This is a genomic window from Roseibacillus ishigakijimensis (assembly GCF_016595415.1).
In the GTDB taxonomy this organism is placed as follows: Bacteria; Verrucomicrobiota; Verrucomicrobiia; order Verrucomicrobiales; family Akkermansiaceae; genus Roseibacillus; species Roseibacillus ishigakijimensis.
Genome location: NZ_JAENIO010000008.1, coordinates 93,245 through 110,179 on the forward strand (window position 1 = coordinate 93,245; position 16,935 = coordinate 110,179).

The 16,935-nt window shown below is 56.8% G+C and carries 18 protein-coding genes; 16 read left to right on the plus strand and 2 right to left on the minus strand.

The features are described from left to right. Positions 1–22 precede the first annotated feature (22 nt). The 14 genes from JIN78_RS05060 (at position 23) to JIN78_RS05125 (ending at position 13,931) form a co-directional block, all read left to right on the plus strand. A complete protein-coding gene (locus JIN78_RS05060; protein WP_200390859.1) occupies positions 23–1,195 on the plus strand; it encodes an acyltransferase family protein in 1,173 nt (390 codons plus the stop codon). 3 nt (positions 1,196–1,198) lie between these two features. Next, positions 1,199–2,299 (plus strand): glycosyltransferase family 4 protein, encoded by a 1,101-nt coding sequence (locus JIN78_RS05065; RefSeq protein WP_200390860.1) that lies wholly within the window; start codon positions 1,199–1,201, stop codon positions 2,297–2,299. Positions 2,300–2,338: 39 nt separating this feature from the next. Continuing rightward, positions 2,339–3,310, plus strand: coding sequence for an NAD-dependent epimerase/dehydratase family protein (locus tag JIN78_RS05070; RefSeq protein ID WP_234037806.1), 972 nt, complete (start codon positions 2,339–2,341; stop codon positions 3,308–3,310). A gap of 32 nt (positions 3,311–3,342) precedes the next feature. After that, positions 3,343–4,473, plus strand: coding sequence for a glycosyltransferase family 4 protein (locus JIN78_RS05075; protein ID WP_200390862.1), 1,131 nt, complete (start codon positions 3,343–3,345; stop codon positions 4,471–4,473). Positions 4,474–4,494: 21 nt separating this feature from the next. Further along, a complete protein-coding gene (locus JIN78_RS05080; RefSeq protein ID WP_200390863.1) occupies positions 4,495–5,478 on the plus strand; it encodes an exosortase/archaeosortase family protein in 984 nt (327 codons plus the stop codon). A gap of 26 nt (positions 5,479–5,504) precedes the next feature. Continuing rightward, a complete protein-coding gene (locus JIN78_RS05085; RefSeq protein ID WP_200390864.1) occupies positions 5,505–6,257 on the plus strand; it encodes an exosortase-associated EpsI family protein in 753 nt (250 codons plus the stop codon). An 88-nt stretch (positions 6,258–6,345) separates the two neighbouring features. Then, positions 6,346–7,167: a UbiA prenyltransferase family protein gene (locus tag JIN78_RS05090; protein WP_200390865.1), complete on the plus strand. Its 822-nt coding sequence runs from the start codon at positions 6,346–6,348 to the stop codon at positions 7,165–7,167. 237 nt (positions 7,168–7,404) lie between these two features. Next, entirely contained in the window at positions 7,405–9,213 is a 1,809-nt protein-coding gene (locus tag JIN78_RS05095) for an O-antigen ligase family protein (RefSeq protein WP_200390866.1), read from the plus strand. A 44-nt stretch (positions 9,214–9,257) separates the two neighbouring features. Then, positions 9,258–10,670, plus strand: a complete 1,413-nt coding sequence (locus tag JIN78_RS05100; RefSeq protein ID WP_267907016.1) for a sugar transferase — start codon at positions 9,258–9,260, stop codon at positions 10,668–10,670. Positions 10,671–10,737: 67 nt separating this feature from the next. After that, complete coding sequence (locus JIN78_RS05105; protein ID WP_200390868.1) at positions 10,738–11,685, plus strand: ribose-phosphate diphosphokinase; 948 nt, start codon at positions 10,738–10,740, stop codon at positions 11,683–11,685. 61 nt (positions 11,686–11,746) lie between these two features. Further along, complete coding sequence (locus JIN78_RS05110; RefSeq protein WP_200390869.1) at positions 11,747–12,385, plus strand: 50S ribosomal protein L25; 639 nt, start codon at positions 11,747–11,749, stop codon at positions 12,383–12,385. Positions 12,386–12,489: 104 nt separating this feature from the next. After that, the gene (pth, locus tag JIN78_RS05115) at positions 12,490–13,131 is read left to right on the plus strand and encodes an aminoacyl-tRNA hydrolase (protein ID WP_200390870.1); all 642 of its coding nucleotides are present in this window, start codon (positions 12,490–12,492) and stop codon (positions 13,129–13,131) included. Beyond that, on the plus strand, positions 13,097–13,357 hold the full coding sequence (locus JIN78_RS05120) for a 30S ribosomal protein S6 (RefSeq protein ID WP_307832977.1): 261 nt from the start codon (positions 13,097–13,099) through the stop codon (positions 13,355–13,357). The genes pth and JIN78_RS05120 overlap by 35 nt, the downstream gene beginning before the upstream one ends. 73 nt (positions 13,358–13,430) lie before the next feature. Continuing rightward, positions 13,431–13,931 carry a single-stranded DNA-binding protein gene (locus JIN78_RS05125; protein ID WP_200390872.1) on the plus strand — a complete coding sequence of 167 codons (501 nt, stop codon included), beginning with the start codon at positions 13,431–13,433 and terminating at the stop codon, positions 13,929–13,931. 129 nt (positions 13,932–14,060) lie between these two features. Here JIN78_RS05125 and rlmN read toward each other — a convergent pair whose 3' ends face one another. Then, positions 14,061–15,146: a dual-specificity RNA methyltransferase RlmN gene (gene rlmN, locus JIN78_RS05130; RefSeq protein ID WP_307832978.1), complete on the minus strand. Its 1,086-nt coding sequence runs from the start codon at positions 15,144–15,146 to the stop codon at positions 14,061–14,063. 115 nt (positions 15,147–15,261) lie between these two features. On the opposite strand from rlmN, the gene JIN78_RS05135 reads away from it, so the two are divergent. Beyond that, a complete protein-coding gene (locus tag JIN78_RS05135; RefSeq protein WP_200390873.1) occupies positions 15,262–15,555 on the plus strand; it encodes a hypothetical protein in 294 nt (97 codons plus the stop codon). 85 nt (positions 15,556–15,640) lie between these two features. Here the strand turns inward: JIN78_RS05135 and aroE are convergent, their stop codons facing one another. Next, positions 15,641–16,645: a shikimate dehydrogenase gene (gene aroE, locus JIN78_RS05140; protein WP_200390874.1), complete on the minus strand. Its 1,005-nt coding sequence runs from the start codon at positions 16,643–16,645 to the stop codon at positions 15,641–15,643. On the opposite strand from aroE, the gene JIN78_RS05145 reads away from it, so the two are divergent. Beyond that, positions 16,644–16,935 (plus strand): RidA family protein (locus JIN78_RS05145; RefSeq protein WP_200390875.1); only part of this gene is annotated, 292 nt, incomplete at its 3' end. The genes aroE and JIN78_RS05145 overlap by 2 nt on opposite strands.

Sequence of the window (16,935 nt, forward strand, 5' to 3'; positions counted from 1 at the left end):
AATCCGGAGAGCCCTTCTTGTTATGAAAATTGCTTCCTTGTTTTCATTAAGCTCTTTACGGCGAGAGACGTCTTCTGGAAGGGTCTATTATGCTGAAATCGATGGACTTCGATTCGTGGCTATCTTCATGGTTCTCCTTCTCCACGTTTTGGGTCGCTGTCTCGCTACCGGCTATTTCGGGGAAGTCGGTGAGATCAAGCACAACATTCCCTTTATCGGTTCGGGAGGGAAAGGGGTTAAGCTCTTCTTTGCTATTAGCGGTTTTATTATTTCTCTTAAATTCGTAAAGGAACGGCTGGAGGGAAGCCGGGCTGACTTGAGGAAGTATTTTGGTCGGCGGTTGACCCGGCTCGAGCCTCCCTATGTAATTAGTTTGTTGGGGGTGTATCTTCTTGCTATTGCTTTGAATGAGGAGGGTTTGTCTCTTTTACAGTATGGGAAAGATTTCTTCGTTCGTCTCTTCTACTTGAGTGGGCTCGTGTATGGGGAGGTGCCTCCACTCAACGCGGTCACTTGGTCATTAGAAGTTGAAATTCTCTTCTACATTCTGGCGCCCTTGTTTGCTTTGGTCTTTTGTTCACGGTTCCCTGTGGTTGTTTACGCGATGCTTCTGGGGCTTATTCTTGCTTCAGCGTTATTTGGGTCCGATCTTCTAGACTTGGACCGTCGCTTTTACACCACACCTTTTCCTTATTTGCATTATTTTTTAACTGGATTTCTCCTATCGTATTACCATGTTTGTGTAGGAAAGGTGCCTGTTAACGAAAAGATTCTTGATGTTCTCGGGTTCCTGGCGCTCATGTTTTTCTTTTATGATTCGGGTAATGGGGTGCTAGACGTGGCTAGTTTGATTGTCATCTTTTGCGCGGCCCTTTATGGTCATTGGTTTAAGAGAGCGCTTAGTGTGTCTTGGGTTTCAGTGGTTGGTGGGATGTGCTACTCGATTTACCTGATTCATATGCCTCTCTTAACGGCTGTTTCGCGAGTTGTAGTCGATAAACAGGACTCTTTGGTTGTTTCTTATGTGAAGTTAGCATTGATCGGGTTGCCGGTAGTTGGAGTGGCATCCCTTGTTTTTTATGTTCTTATCGAACGCCCTTGCATGAACCCCAAGTGGCCGGAGGCTCTGAGGATATGGCTGAGGTCCTCATGGAAGAAGGTGAAGGGGGAGCAGGGAACGCAAACGGAGAGTTGAGATTTGGCAACGTTGAGGCAGGTCCATTGGTATGGCGCTCACTATGAAGAGGTTAGTATTTCGATGGATGTTTACCGGCAGCGCCTGCAGGAGCAGGTGCGGGTGGACGATCCTTATTCGTTGAAGGTCTGGCCCCCGGGGCCCTTGCCGGTGGATCGGGCCAAGCGACGACTCCCTCGGGCGCTGGGCAAATATGTCGGCTATCCGTGGCGAATTTGGCGGGAGAGTGGGAAAGCTTCTCTGGTTCATTTTCTCGACCATTCCAGTGGCCACCTCTTGCCCCGGGTGCGGGAAGGAGCGCGCACGGTGGTGACGCTACATGATTTGATTCCCCTGCAGGAATCAGGGGGACTGAGCCCGCGCCAATTGGAGCGTTTCCGTTCGGTGGTGGACAATCTGCGCCGGGCGGATCGGGTAGTGGCGGTTTCGGAGTATTCGCGTCAGGAGGCGATTGCTCTTTTGAACTTGAGAGAAGAAAAGGTGGTGGTGGTTCCCAATGGCGTGACCGTTCCGGAGCTTTTGCCGGAGCATTGTGAACTCTGTGACCGTTTGCGGAAAGCGGGTGCGACTCGGATAGCCCTGTCGGTGGGAAGCTCTCTGGAGCGTAAGAATTTGGCTCTGCTCCCGGGTTTGATGGCGGAAGCCCGCCGCGTGAGTGGGAAGGAGTGGGCTTTGCTGCGGGTGGGATCTCCAATGCCGGAGGAATTGCGGCGCACTTTGTTTGCAGAGTTGGGAGAAGACCGTCTATTAGAGGCGGGGCGGGTTGAAGACGAGACTTTGTCGGCGGCCTACACGGCGGCGGATGTCGTTGTGATTCCTTCGCTGCGGGAGGGCTTCGGCCTGCCTGTGCTGGAGGGTTTCGCGCACGGGACTCCCGTTGCTTGTAGTGATGCCACGAGCCTGCCCGAGGTGGCCGGGGGCTTGGGCTCTCTCTTTGATCCTGGCGACGAGAAGGAGGCAGGACGGCGGCTGGTAGAGGCTGCCCACCGCGGAGGAGAAGAGGGTTTTCGGCGAGAACTACGTGAGCGGGCGAAAGAATTCTCCTGGCGCCGAACCCTGGAAGGCTTTTATGCGGTGTATGGGGAGTTGTTGGGAGAAGATTGATATTATGGGAATCGGGGAGAGGTAAGGATGGAGACGAAGATGAGAAAGGTGTTTTTGACGGGTGCATCCGGGTTTATTGGCACGCATTTGATTGAGCATTTTGAGGCTCAGGGTTGCGAGATTATGAATTTTGATTGTGCTCCGCCGCAAAAAAGCGAGCAGAAAAAGTATTGGCGGGAGGGGAGCATCATGGAGGGGTCGGCTTTGGCGGGAGCTTTGGCCGATTTCGGTCCCGAGGTGATGATTCACCTGGCGGCGCGCACCGACTGTGTGGAGGACACCACGGTGGAGGAGGGTTATGAGGTCAACACCGTAGGCGTGCGCAAGGTGTGTGAGGCCATCAAAAAGACTCCTTCCCTGCAACGAGTCATTATGACTTCGACCCAGTATGTTAGTGGGCCTGGCCGCTTGCCCGAGCATGATGAGGATTATTTTCCGCACACGGTTTATGGGCAGAGTAAGGTGGAAGGGGAGAAGATTGTGCGGGCGGCCGAATTGCCCATGAGCTGGTGTTTTATCCGGCCGGTGAACATTTGGGGTCCTTATCATGCCCGTTATGGCAGGGAGTTCTGGCGAATCGCTGCCAAGGGTCTTTATTTGCATCCCGGGGTTCCGAGCCCGACCCGTGCTTATGGTTACATCGGCAATGTGGTGTGGCAGATTGATCAGATTCTTCAGGCGAAGGAGGAGACGATCCAGGGACAGGCGATTTACGTGGGAGATCCCGCCATCCCCATCGACCGGTGGTCGAAGGGATTCGTGCGGGAGTTCCGGGGCAAGGATCCGCTGGAGTTGCCTTATCCGGTCTTGCAGCTGATTGCGCGAGTGGGCGATTTGATTTCTAGTGTGCAAGGCAAGCCCTTTTATTTGACCAGTTCCCGTCTCAATAGCATGACGGAGGATTATTTGGCTCCGGTCGAGAAGACTTACGAACTCTTCGGTCCGCCTCCCTACACCTTGGAAGAGGGGATTGGAGAAACGGCGGAATGGTACCGGAGGGAACACGCCTAGGGAGGCTTCTCAAATCGAGGAAATAAGAGCTTATGGCGAGACGCAAACGAGGAGCTGTGGTAGTAGCGGGGCAGATGCCGCCGCCGGTAGGTGGGCAGAACCTGAACGTGCAGCGTGTCTATCAGCTTCTTCGCAAGGAGGAGGAAGGTCCCGTCAGGCATTGGCGGTTCAATTTCACCAAGGATAGCGCAAACTTTAGTAGCGTGGGTCTGGACAAGGTTCTGGAACTTGTGCGGGTGGTAGGACGTTTGCTCCGGCTCCGTCTCGAGGGAGCCATCGATGTCATCATCTATCCGGTGGGGGGCCCTCATCTGGCGCCTGTTCTGCGAGATGCCCTTTTGCTGCCTTGGGCCTATCTGTTTTCTCGCCGGGTTTTTCTTCATTTCCGAGCAGCGGGACTGAAGGAGTATTTGGAGAGTTGTCCCCGGTGGTTGGCGCAGGTGGCCCGTTCTATCTATCAGCGCGCAGACCGGGCGATCGTGCTTTCCCAATTTGGCTCCCGGGACGCGGAGGCCGCGGGTCTTAAAGATTGTTTCGTCATGCCCAATGGTTTGGAGGACACCTTGGGAGAGGGGAGCGGGCAAAGCTTGCGAAGTTCGAGCGAGACGCGCACCATCGCGCTGAGTGTGGGACACCTTTGTCACGAAAAAGGAACCCCGGAGCTCCTGCGGGCTTTCGGACAGATACAAGGCGACTATCCCGATCTCGAGTTGCATCTGGTGGGCGAGCCTGCGCGCGACTTGACTCATACTGATTTGGAGAATTTACGGGCGGAATGTTCAGATCCCGATAGGGTGAAGTTCCGGGGCTTGCTGAAAGGTGAGGCTTTGGCGGAGGCCTATCGTAATGCCCACCTCTTTGTCTTCTCAACCGTTGCTCCCTACGAGTCGTTTGGGATGGTGGCTATAGAGGCCATGCATTGGTCGCTGCCCATCGTCGCTACGGACTGGCGAGCGAATCGGGAGGTTTGTGGCGAGGGTGAGGGGGTGGTCTTCGCTGAAGGAGTGGAAGAAGATTTGACCGGGGGGCTCACCACTGCTCTGTTGAAAGCCTTGGCTGCCAAAGAACAATGGCCCCAGTGGGGGCGAGCGAATCGAAAACGTTATGAAGACCTCTATTCGATCGAGAAGTTGCGGGTGCGTTTGCGTGAACTCTTGGCGTAATAAGTTTCGGCAATAATGATGATGATTTCACCCAAAATCGGCATGGGATTGGTGGTAGCGGTGCTTTTTGCGCTGCTTTTTGTGATGCTGAGCTATTCCTCGGGATATGGCCAGGTCATTGATGGCGAGGTGCGGTTCATCCGTAAGCCTCTGGTGACGCATATTGTGAAGGATTACCGGCTCGACGGGGGGGAGTGGAGTTTTGGCTATTTTGTGCCCGTTGCGGTGGCTGGTCTGTTTTGGCTGCGGCGAAAAGAGTTGCTGAATACGGCAGTGGAGCCGGCTCTCGTGGGAGGGGGGGCTTTTCTCGTTTTTGGCTTTTTATTCTATTGGGCGGGCTATCGGGGAGAGCAGAAGTATTTTGGCTATGCTGCGGGGCAGATCCTCGTGCTGGGAACCATTCTCTGGTTTCTCGGCTGGAGGTGGTTTGGTAAGCTGTTTTGGCTCTGGATGTTGTTGGGGATGATGTGGCCTTGGCGGTTTCTCATCGAACGGGTCTCGGCTCCTCTGCAACTGATCATGATCAAGCTGACTTCGTGGTTTCTCAATGTGGTGGGAGCCGGCGCGGTGGCCAGTGGCAGTTCCTTGAGCACCTCCGCCTTGGATCCGGTCACAGGCGATCCGATTGCTCTGGATGTGCATGCGGCTTGTTCCGGGATGCGCTCTCTTTTTGCGTTGGTGATGATTGGGCTCGTTTTCTCTTTCTTGCGAGTGAAGGAGGAGTGGAAGCGTTGGGTGCTGATGGCTTGTGTGCCTTTGGTCGCGGTGGCGGGAAACTTTGTGCGCATTTTGATGCTCTTCGGGGGCTCGGCGGTGTGGGGCACGGACTTTGCGGTGGGAGAGGGGCATGAGATGTCCACTTTTCACCTCGTGGCGGGTTTGATGGTTTTTGTTGTCGCGCTGGTGCTCCTTTCGCTGATGGTGGCGGTGATGGAGGGAGGTTGGCAGAAGGTCTTCAAGCGCTCCAAAGTGGTGCGACGGGAGGTGTCGCGGGAGGTGGGTTGAGTCTTGTTGGGGTGGAAAGGACGAACATGAATCTGACAATACGAACGCTCATTTTTGCTCTGCTGGGCCTCACGACCTTGGTTTGCTGCCGCTTTTTCAGCGATGCGGAGACCAATCCCGAGGCCGGCATAGTAGTCTGGTTGCCTGATGATTTGGTGGGCTACGAAATCCGGGGGGGAGTGATGAGTAAGGAGGAGAAGGAGTGGTTGCCCAAGGACACTACTTTTTTGAAGCGGGAATACACACCGGATTGGATGGGACCGGAACGGGCGTTGGAGAATCGGGTGAGTGCTACGCTCATTGTGGCGGGTTCGGATTCGCGCAGCCTGCATCGACCTCAGGTCTGCTTGCGGGCGCAGAATTGGACCATTGCCAAGCGTGAGGTAGTGGAAATTGCTACGGCAGGCGGGCCGTTGCAGGTGATGGATTTTCATCTGGTGCAGGCCTTGCGCAACGAGGATGGCAGTACGCGTTTCGGGCCCGACGGGGAGCCTTTGCAGATGAAGGCGCATTATGTCTATTGGTGGATTGGACCGGATGCCTCGACGCCGTCGGATGAAGAGCGGGTGTGGCTGGAAGTTTGGAATTCCATTTTGAAAGGGCGGCGGGAGCGCTGGGCTTATCCCAGTGTGATGTCTTGGGTGGGCAGCGATGGGAAGCGGGCTCCAGCGCAAGAGCGGGCCTACGAGTTTATTGCCAGGTATGCGCCTCATTTTCAGAAATCGCTGGGAGCGGTGGACCGTGAGGATGCGGTGCCATTGAAGGCAATCGCGGAGTGAGGAGAGAGGTGAGATGAGGAAAGGAGGACGAGGATGGGCTTGGCTGGAGGTCCTACGACCCCATCATTGGATCAAGAGCGGTTTTTGTTTGGCCGCTCTTTTTTTTGCGGGCAAAGCTGGAGACCTCGCCAGTTGGTGGCAGGTGTTGCCGGTTTTGGTGGCTTTCAGTGCTTTGGCGAGCGCGGGTTATTTGTGGAATGATGTTCTCAATCGCGAGGAGGATGGCCGTCATCCCCGCAAGCGACATCGCCCGGTGGCCTCGGGGCTTTTGCCGGGGCGTCAGGTTTTGCTGCTTTCGGGATTGCTCGCACTCGGTGGCCTTGGCTGCCTTTGGACAGCCTATGGCGACGAGCTTGCCTCCCGGCCCGCTTGTTGGTCGGGGGCTGCCTACTTGGGGCTGACCGCTTCCTATTCCGCCTTTTTCCGTGGATGGCCTTTCGTGGATGTGCTGACTCTGGCGGTGGGCTTTGTATTGCGGGTGGCGGCCGGTGCTTACGCTTTGGGTCTGGAGCCCACTGGCTGGTTGATGGGATGCACCTACGCGATGGCCCTCTTGCTTGGATTTGGCAAGCGCTTGGGAGAGTGGCGTCTCTTGGAGCACCGGGGTCGCCCGGTAGGGGAAACCCGGCCGGCCTTGCGAGGTTATAGCGAAGGCCTTCTCAAGACTCTGGTGGGGTCCTGCTGCCTGGCGGTCGGGGGACTCTATCTGGCTTACTGTCTCTCTCAACCCAATCGGGAGATTCTCATGGTAAGCGTGCTCCCGGCTTCGGTGGGCCTGCTTTCTTATTTGCGACTCGCCTGGCGGTCCGAAAGCGTAGAGGCTCCTGAGAAGCTGCTTTTTCAAAGTTCACTGCTGGCGGGCTCGGTCATCGCCTTTGGGCTTCTGATTCTGTTTATTGGCATTTGGTAGTGGTTGCTTGTTTCTGCCTGCAACATCATTCTTGGAACGAGAAACGTGATGGAAAGTGAACTTCAAAAATGTCCCCCGGTGGTTCAGGTTGGATGGACCCTCACCTTGCTTGGATTCGTCTTGGCGGTGGTTGTCGCCAACGGTGCTGAATTGCCCCGTCTGGCGCTTCTTGGGCCATTTTTCGCGGGTGGGGCAATTCTTTGCTGGGGTGGGGCAATTCTTTGCTGGGGTGGGGGCGTGAGGGGGCAAAAGATGGGCTTTCCAGTGGTGGTCTTTCTGGCTGCGAGCTACTTTCTGGGCCGGGCTTATTTCTCGCCGGTGTGGGACTTGGCCCGGCGGGATGTATTTCTAGTTGGCAATGGCTTTCTCGCTTTTATGGCCGCTTTGGTTGGTCTGCGCTTCCGCTGGGGTCGGGGGGCTCTTCTATTAAGTCTTGTTTTGCTGCTTCTGGCGAACAGCCTGGTGTCATGCTATCAGGCGGTGGTGGACTCGGAGTTCGCCTTTTTGAGAAGAGATCGGGTGGATATCAAAGGAGTGAGCGGTTTTTACTATCACCGTAATTACCTGGCTGGCTTTCTCGCCTTTGCATTTCCGGTTTTTGCGGCCCGGGCTGCTGAGCGCCATCACCTGATGGTCCGGTTCGGGCTTCTCGTTCTGCTCGTGATTGGTGCCCTTGTTGGATTGCTCACCAACTCGCGGAGTGGATTCGCCGTGATGATGGGGGGAGGGATTCTGAGTTTTGTTCTGGCTCGTCATTGGGCCCTGCGGGAGGAGGGGGCGCGAAGGGCTCTCTCTTGGAAGCGGACCAGTGCAGTGGGCGCGGCTTTGCTTCTCGTCTCTCTCTTTGGATTCTGGGGATTTGAACGGATCATGGAGAACCGGGGAGGGGATGGCATCCTGAGTGGTCAGTTGGAGGAACGCCTGCGCATGGCTGGGCTAGCCTTGGATCTGTGGTTTCAACGGCCTTTTCTGGGGATGGGGGCGGAAAGTTACTCCTACGGCTTTCCTCGGAATTTCGCCGGACTAGGAGGGTGGGTTGGCGATGCGGTGATGGCGCACTCCGATTATGCGCAAGTGCTTTGTGATTATGGCTTAGTGGGCCTTCTTCTTGTGCTGACTCTCATCGTCTACGCGGCTTGGGCGGCTCTGGCGCAGCCCGCTGCCGAGGAAGAAGTCCCTCCGGGAGGGAAGGTGATTTGGCTGAAGGCCGGCGCCTTGGGCGTCTTGGCGGCAGAGGTCACTCGGTCTCTCTTCGATTTCAATCTGCACATCGCCCCCAACTTGATCCTATTTGCTTTTCTGGTGGCGGGAGGGAGCATCGCCTGGCTTTCCATGGGGAATAACCGTTCCAGCGAAGCCCGGCAGGGCGTGAGGAAGATTCCTGTCGTTGGTCTCTCGCTTATCGGCTTGGTGGGGGCTTTCACCATTTGGAGCGGAAAAGCGGAGATTTTTGCCGCTCCCACCTGGGCGGCGATCGAAGGCAAAAAGCTGAAGAACGAATCAGTGATTGCGCTGCAGCGGGATTATGCCAAACAGGCACCTTCCTTCGAGGTGTGGCAAGAAATTGCCCGGCAGTCTCTGTCACGAAGGGTGAACACTGAGGAGCCCCAACCCTCGGTCTTGCGGCAGGTGGCTGAGGACTGGGAAAGAACGGTTGAACGACATCCTTTGGACGGAGAAAGCCTGGCCAGCTATGCCCGCGCGCTTGATGAATTGGGTCAATATGAGAAAGCGGGCCGCTATCATTTGCGGGCTTTGCAGGCCGTGGGGAGGCGGGAGAACAAATATGGTGTCATCCACGGGATTGGCTGGCATTTCCTGCGGCAGGGGCACGAAGCGTTTCACAATCGACGTTCGGGAGAGGCTTTGTCTTACTTTCAGGAGGCTCAGGAAGCTTTCGCGGAGAGCTACCGCCGAAATTATTCCCGGAGTGAGCACAACAAGGCCGCGCGGGAGGCAACCGGGAAATGGGTGAGCTTCCTCCAGCAAGCCCGCATCGAGCCCGAGCCCGTCCCTCTGCTGGATTGGCAATCGAAGCTTCCCTAGTCGCGCAAAATCACTAAGGGTCTTTCCCACATATTGGCAATCGTATGGTAAACGGCAAACGAGAAAATTTTTCGATTCAAATCCTCCAATTGGTGGACGCGATTTTGACTTGGGTGGCATTCATGATCGCGGCTTTTCTGCGCGACCCTTTCCGTGATCTTATTGGCATGGGTGAGCTCAACCAAGTCCAGGGGGGGATTCGCGATTTGACCTGGGTTCTTTTCATCATCGTGCCCTTTCTTCCCTTCGTGCTCGATTTGTTTGGCTTTTACCGCAATCCCTTACGGAAAAAGGTGGGCACTTCCCTGGTCCAGCTGCTCCAATCTTTCATCGTGGTCAGCCTGATCGTGGGTTTGGTGGTGATTTTTGCGAAAATATCGGTGGAGAGCCGCTGGATTCTGGGAGCGGGTATTCCCTTGGCTGGGATCGTGCTTCTGCTTCGTGAGGCCGCGACCAAGAGCATTATTCTCCATTCCATTCGAGCCGAGGATGCCAAAGAGGCGGTGATTATTTCCGGAGGAGAGGCTGAAATCGCGGAGTTCTTGGATTCCACTTCGGAGGAAGTGAAAGCGGGATGGAAGATTGTCGAGAAGCTCGATTTGCGGGAGGTTTCCATTGCTGAATTCGAGAGCAAGATCAAGGATGCGTCGGTGGGGCGGGTTCTCTTTTTAGCCCGGCATACGGAATTCGGTCAGCTCGCCAAGGCCATCGAGATCTGTGAGCTTCAAGGGGTGGAAGCCTGGGTTTCCGCGAGCTTCATTCGCACTCAGGTTGCGCGACCGGACTTCGATTTGGTGGGCGGCAAGCCCATGCTGGTGTTGCGTTCCACCCCCGAGCTCTCGTGGGCACTTTTCGCGAAAGCGGTCTTTGACCGTGTGGCGGCCTTTTGCTTGATTCTAGTTAGCTTGCCATTGTGGTTGGTGGCGGCTGCGGGGGTGAAGCATGGCAGCCCCACTGGTCCCGTCCTCTTTCGGCAAAAACGGGCCGGCCGTTATGGGAAACCATTTACGATGTATAAATTCCGCACCATGGTGCCGGATGCCGAAGCCAAGCTGGCGGAGGTCAAGAAGGAGGTGGGTAATCAGATGAGCGGTCCGGTCTTCAAGCTCGACAAGGATCCCCGGGTCTTTGCCTTCGGCACCTGGCTGCGCAAGACCAGTATCGACGAATTGCCCCAGCTTCTCAATGTCTTGAAAGGGGATATGAGTATGGTAGGGCCACGGCCTCTCCCGCTCTACGAGGTGGATGAGTTCGAGCGCATCGAGCACCGGCGTCGTCTTAGCGTCAAACCGGGCATCACTTGCACTTGGCAGGCCGGGGGACGCAATCAAATCACGGAATTTGAGGACTGGGTCAAAATGGATTTGGCCTATATCGACAATTGGTCTCTTTGGCTTGATTTTAAGTTGATTATGAAAACCATTCCGGCGGTTTTGTTCAGCCGGGGGGCCAAGTGATTGCAAAGTTGTTCCGGTCCATGGTTGTCAATTGCAACAGTTTCGGCACACTCCGCGCCTCAGGCACATGAAGTTGATTTCAGGGAGCGCTCACGAAGAGCTATCACAAGGGATTGCCCGTTATCTCGGGCAGGAGTTGGTGGATGTGAAGGTGACTTGCTTCCCCGACGGCGAGACATTTGTCAAAATCAATGAAAACATCCGCGGTGAAGACTTGTTCATCGTGCAGCCGACCTGTCCGCCCACCAACCACAACCTGATGGAATTGCTCATCACGGTCGATGCGGCCCGGCGGGCCAGTGCGGGCAACATCACCGCCGTGATACCCTTCTTCGGCTACGCGCGGCAGGATCGGAAGGATCAGCCCCGCGTTCCCATCACGGCCAAGCTGGTGGCCAATCTTCTCACCGCTGCGGGAGTGCAGCGAGTGGTGACCATGGACCTCCACGCGGCTCAGATTCAGGGCTTTTTCGATATTCCGGTCGACCATCTTTATGCCAAACGCACTCTCATCGGAGCGGTGCGGGATTTGCGACAGGGGGAAGACCCGGCCAAGCTCACTGTGGTTTCCCCGGATGTCGGGGGGGTGAAAATCGCGCGGTCCTACGCGGATCTCCTGGGGGCTGGTCTCGCAATCGTGGCCAAGCACCGCGTCAGCTCCACCGAAGTGGAAGCGATGAATCTCATTGGCTCGGTGGAGGGACAGGATGTGCTCATCGTCGATGATATGACGGAAACCGCGGGCACTCTCTGTGCCGCGGCGAAGATTCTTGCTCAAAACGGAGCGCGGCGTATTTTTGCCGGGGTTTCTCACGCCGTGCTGGGTGATTTGGGACGTGAGCGCATTGAAAATTCGGCGATTGAGAAGCTACTGACCACCAATTCCACTCCCGTGGTTCGCGAGGGCAAAGTGGAGGTGGTGGACGTTTCCTCCCTCTTTGGCGAAGCCATCATGTGTATTCATGAGGGAAAATCAGTGAGTTCTCTCTTTGACATCAGCGGTCCGGAGGTGTAATCACCGCCGCCCCAGCGCGACGTAACGCCGAAGCGCAATCACTTTTTAACATTAAGAAGCCATGGCAAAGACCGCAACACTGAAAGCAGAAGAACGCAAACGGACTGGTTCCGGACTCCTCAAGCAAATGCGTAAGGAGGGATGGGTTCCTTCCGTCGTTTACGGCGGAGGACAGGAAAACCTCAACCTCAAGATCGACGCCAAGTCTTTCCGCGAACTCCTCGCTTCCACCGTTTCCGACAGCTTTTTGGTCAACCTCGAGATCGAAGGCGGAAAGAAGCAGCTCGCATTCGTGCAGGACATCCAGCATGACCGCCTGACCAATTCCATTTTGCATGCGGACTTCCTCGCGGTCAGCTCGACGACCGAGATCACCGCCCACTTGCCTGTGATTCTTTCCGGCGAGGCCAAAGGCCTGAAGGCTGGCGGGGTGTTGGAGCAGCAGTTGCACAGCATCGACGTCACTTGTTTGCCCAAGGACCTGCCCGAGACCCTCGGTGCTGATATTTCCGAGCTGGAAATTGGCGATTCTCTCCATGTGTCGGATCTGAACCTCCCCGAAGGAGTTTCGGTCGATGTCGATGCCGAGCTCGTCGTGGCTCTCATCGCTGCTCCCCGGGTGGCTGCGGACGATGAGGAAGGCGAAGAGGGCGAAGCTGGGGAGGCCGAAGCTCCCGCCAGCGAGTCCTCTGAAGGCTAAGCTCTGCTTGGCTCGATCCCTTTGGAAAAAACCCGTCTCGCAGGAGGCGGGTTTTTTATTGGTCTCCGCCGGGAAAGGGCAGAGGATGAAGCGCAGTGAGTGAGTTGAAATTAATCATCGGGTTGGGAAATCCCGGGAAGGAATACGAGGGCACCCGCCACAACATTGGTTTCGAGGTCCTGGATCAATGGGTGCGGGAGGCGGGGGCCGAGTTTGAGAAGGAGCGCAAGTGGGAAGGGGAGGTGGCCAAAATCGGCGCTCTTACTCTACTCAAGCCGACCACTTTCATGAACCACAGCGGGCGCTCGGCGGCCAGTCTGGCCCGTTTTTACCGCTGGACGCCCCAGGAAATCCTCGTGGTCTACGATGATGTCGCCCTCCCGGTGGGAACTTTGCGCTTTCGTGCCAGCGGGGGCGACGGTGGGCACAATGGCATCAAGTCTCTGATCCAGCATTTTGGCAGCAAAGACTTTCCCCGCCTCAAGGTGGGGGTCGGTTCGGCCGCTCCCGGCAAGCTCGTGGGGCACGTCTTGGGGACATTTGCCCCAAATGAACGCGATGAAGTGCAAAACACGCTTGCAAGAGCGGTGCAGGCCGTGCAGCTTGCCGCTTCGGTCGGCGTGACGAGCGCGGCCAATAAATTTAACGTAAAGAATAAACCGAAGGAAGAGCACCCGAGCGACGATGAGCAGGAAATACGAAGGTCTAATTGTGTTGAACACGAAGGGGAGCGACAAGGGCATTGATGACCTTGTCAGCAGCGTGGGCAAAGAAATGGAAGCAGTGGGAGCCAAGCTGGACGAGATCCAGCAGCTGGGCCGCCGGAAGTTCGCATACAATGCGCGCGACTTGGACGGCGGTCACTACGTGAATTTTATCTTTTTGGCGGAACCCGAGGTCATTGGCAAAATCCAGGAGCGCCTGCGATTGAATGATCTTGTTTACCTCCAGCATTATCAGCGTCTTTCCTAATCTCCTTTTTGGGAGAAGTTGATCCGAATTTGCTCTTGGCCTTGCCCCGTGCGGGCCGATAGCATCCCTCACCATGGCAAATCTGAACAAAGTTTACTTGATGGGACGCCTGACCCGCGACCCGGAACTTCGCTACACCCCCAAGGGGACCGCAGTGGCCGATATTGGCATGGCCATCAACCGCTATCGCGGAGGTGGTGATGGGGGCGAGCGGACCGAGGAAACGACCTTTGTCGATGTCACCCTCTGGGGTCGGCAGGCGGAGATCGTGAATCAATACCTCGCCAAAGGCCGGGAGGTCTTTATCGAGGGCCGTTTGCAGTTGGATTCTTGGGAAGACAAAGCGAGCGGGCAGAAGCGGAGCAAACTCAAAGTTGTGGGGGAATCGATGCAGTTCATCGGTGGTCCCGGTGGCAGCGGAGGGTCTTCAGGAGGAGAGGGCGGAAATTACTCGTCTTCCAACAGCGGCTATCAATCCGGCGGGCAGGAGTCTTCCTCCCCCGATCAGGGCGCTTCTTCTTCACAAGGCTCCGGCAGCTACGATGATGAGGAAGAGGACGATATCCCGTTCTGATTTCCTCCGCTTTTCTATCTACTCCCGAATTGAACCAAAGCCCGCCTTTCTGCGGGCTTTTTTGATGGCCGCATCGCCTTTTTGCTGCGGTCTTGGACTTGAGGTTGCGAATTCCGGTTTCTGGATCCGCTAGCCCTTCTCGATGGTAGAGCCCATTTTCGCGTTTTCCTCGCGCAGGCGCAATTGCCCGCAGGCGGCATCGATGTCGTGCCCTTTTTCCAGTCGGAGGGTGGCCTGCACGCCACTGTTCTTGAGAATGTCCCGAAAGGCCCGGCAATGGTCCTCACTGGGGCGGACCCAAGGCAGCCCCTCGACGGTGTTGTAAGGGATCAGGTTGACCTTGGCCCGGATGCCCCGCGCGCGTTTGGCTAAAATGCGGGCTTGCTCCAAGTCGTCGTTCACTCCCGCGATGAGAATGTATTCCAGCGTGAGGTGCTGCTTTTTCTGGGAATTCCAGTAGCGCAGGGCTTCGAAGAGGGCTTCCACCCCCCACCGTTCGTTGACCGGCATGATCTGGGAGCGCACTTCGTCGGTCGCTCCGTGGAGGGAAATGGCGAGTCGAATCTGGCGGGGATTGTCGGCCAGCTTTTTGATCTGGGGCACCACCCCGGAGGTGGAGATGGTCAGGTGTCGGGCCCCGATATGCAGCCCCTGAGGCGAGGTGATGAGTTCGATGGCTTTGAGGAGGTTGGGTAAATTGGCGAGCGGTTCTCCCATGCCCATGAACACGAGGTTGTTCACCCGGGTGCCGGCCAGTTCCTCAGCCAATAAAATTTGCGAAGTGATCTCGCCGGCAGTGAGGTTGCGGGTGAAGCCCATCAAGCCCGAGGCGCAGAATTTGCAGCCAAAGGCACAACCGACTTGGGAAGAGACGCAGAGGGTTAGGCGGTCTGATTGTTCCCCGTAGAGGGCGGGGGAGGCGGGGATGAGGACGCATTCCACATAGCGGCCGTCCTTGAGCTTGAGCAGCAACTTCCGGGTGGTGTCCTTCGAGCCCTGGGCCCGGGCGACCTCCGGCACGGTCAGCTCATAGCGCTCCTTGAGGGTCTGCCGCAGTTCGGCCGGCAGGTTGCTCATCTCGTCGATGGAGCGCACGCGCTTTTTCCACAGCCAGTCGAGGATTTGATCCCGACGATAGGCGGGCTGGCCCAAGTCTTGGAAAGACTCGGCAAATTCGTCGGCAGTGAGTGATCGGAGGTCGGGTTTGGCTACCACGCGAGGGAGAATCCGCCCTTTGGGCGAGAAAATCAAGGCTGCGGGGAGAGGAGGACAACGATTTCTCTTGCGTGACCCGGAGAAGGGCTTTAGACCGCCCCTCACGATAAACGATATGGGCCAGCAGCATAGAAAAGTCATCAAGCGTCGCCGTCGCAAGCAATACCTCAAGCGCAAGAAGGAACTCGCCAAAACCAATCAGGTGCTTTCCCAGAAAGCCGAAAAACCTGCCGCCAAGAAGGCTGCTAAGAAAGCAGCCAAAAAGGTCGCGAAGAAAGCCGCGACCAAGGTGGCTCAACCGGCTCCCGAGGAAATCAAGGCGGAAACTCCTGCTGAAGAAACTGCTCCCGCTGCTGCTGAAGAAGCAAAGAGCGAGGAGAAAAGCGATTCTTCCGAGTCCGCTGAGTAATCCTCTCCCGCGTCATTCACAACCCGGCACCCCTCATCAACAGGCGACCTTTGCGGTCGCCTTTTTTATGGGGGGCCGTCACCCGCTAGCGTCGTCCTTTCCGCATGGCGGGAAGGGGGTGGCTCCCGGGGAACCAGTATTCGAAGCTGAGCGCTCCCTGGTGCAGAAGGAGCGATAGCCCGTTGGCAATGCGTGCTCCGTTGGCTTCCGCTTCCCGGAGAAACTTGGTTTTGGCGGGCTGGTAGATGGTGTCGTAGACGAGGTGGTGCGGTTGCAGGCAGCGGTGGGGAATCGGAGTCGGATCGGAGGCCTTCAAGCCCAGGGAAGTGGTCTGCACGATGAGAGCGCAGTGGTCGGCAGCTTCTGCCAGTCGGGGTGAGTCGATCGCCATCGTCATGAGCCGTTCTCCGGGGCCGTTCAATTTTTGAGAGGAGAAAAGGGGCTGCAGCCGTCCCGCCAGCTCCTCAATCTTGTCCAGGGAGCGGTTGACCAAGACCAGTTGCTCGCAACCCTCGCGCGCGCACTGGGTGGCGAGAGCTTGGCCAGCTCCTCCACCGGCTCCGACCAGCATGATACGCAGGTCGCTGACATCGACCGAGAATTCCTCCCGAATGGCCTGCACAAAGCCCGGGCCATCGGTATTGAAGCCCTGCTTCTCCTCTCCCTCGCCAAAAAGGACGGTATTGACTGCGCCCAGCGCTTGCGCCGCAGGGTCCAGGGACGTGCAGACGGAGAGGGCTTCGAATTTATGGGGAACGGTCACATTGCAGCCCACGAAGCCCAGCTGCTTCATGCGGGCAAAGGCCTCGGCCAGCTCGCCGGGCTCCAGGTCGAGACGAATGTAGCGGGCCTCAAGCTGATGGGCGTCCAGCGCGGGTTGGTGCAGCTGGGGGGATTGCGAATGAGCCACCGGGTGGCCGATCACTGCCAGTTTGGCGGGCTTTTCTCCCGCAGGGTTCAGGGCCGCCTCGTCGGCCAAGTCGCTCAGGGTGTAAACTTCTTTCATCTGTGCGGGACCATAGCCAAGGGAGGATAAAAGAGAAGGCAAAGACTCGACCACGCGGAAGGATGCTCCTAGGCTCGCGCCCATGTCAGCAGAAGCCAAACTTACCGAACTTGCTATCGAACTCCCCGCCGTTGCCACTCCGGTGGCGAGCTACGTCAATGCCGTCCGCACTGGCAATCTTCTCTTCCTTTCAGGTGGTCTTCCTTCCCTGGCCGAGGAGGCTTACAAAGGGCAGGTTCCCACCCAGGTTTCGGCAGAAACCGCCCGCGAGGCTGCCCGGGATGCCATCTTGGGGCGCTTGGCGGTCATCCGGGATGAGCTGGGCAGCCTTGATAAAGTGACCCGCGTTGTTTCCGTGCAGGGCTTTGTGAATG

What these genes read in the sequence shown, in the direction of transcription:
- aroE (WP_200390874.1), bottom strand. Translation starts at nt 16,645, where the DNA reads ATGGGCGCGAGCCTAGGAGCATCCTTCCGCGTGGTCGAGTCTTTGCCT.
- JIN78_RS05080 (WP_200390863.1), top strand. Translation starts at nt 4,495, where the DNA reads ATGATTTCACCCAAAATCGGCATGGGATTGGTGGTAGCGGTGCTTTTT.
- JIN78_RS05100 (WP_267907016.1), top strand. Translation starts at nt 9,258, where the DNA reads ATGGTAAACGGCAAACGAGAAAATTTTTCGATTCAAATCCTCCAATTG.
- JIN78_RS05060 (WP_200390859.1), top strand. Translation starts at nt 23, where the DNA reads ATGAAAATTGCTTCCTTGTTTTCATTAAGCTCTTTACGGCGAGAGACG.
- JIN78_RS05135 (WP_200390873.1), top strand. Translation starts at nt 15,262, where the DNA reads ATGGGCCAGCAGCATAGAAAAGTCATCAAGCGTCGCCGTCGCAAGCAA.
- JIN78_RS05125 (WP_200390872.1), top strand. Translation starts at nt 13,431, where the DNA reads ATGGCAAATCTGAACAAAGTTTACTTGATGGGACGCCTGACCCGCGAC.
- JIN78_RS05070 (WP_234037806.1), top strand. Translation starts at nt 2,339, where the DNA reads ATGAGAAAGGTGTTTTTGACGGGTGCATCCGGGTTTATTGGCACGCAT.
- JIN78_RS05110 (WP_200390869.1), top strand. Translation starts at nt 11,747, where the DNA reads ATGGCAAAGACCGCAACACTGAAAGCAGAAGAACGCAAACGGACTGGT.
- JIN78_RS05085 (WP_200390864.1), top strand. Translation starts at nt 5,505, where the DNA reads ATGAATCTGACAATACGAACGCTCATTTTTGCTCTGCTGGGCCTCACG.
- JIN78_RS05105 (WP_200390868.1), top strand. Translation starts at nt 10,738, where the DNA reads ATGAAGTTGATTTCAGGGAGCGCTCACGAAGAGCTATCACAAGGGATT.
- JIN78_RS05075 (WP_200390862.1), top strand. Translation starts at nt 3,343, where the DNA reads ATGGCGAGACGCAAACGAGGAGCTGTGGTAGTAGCGGGGCAGATGCCG.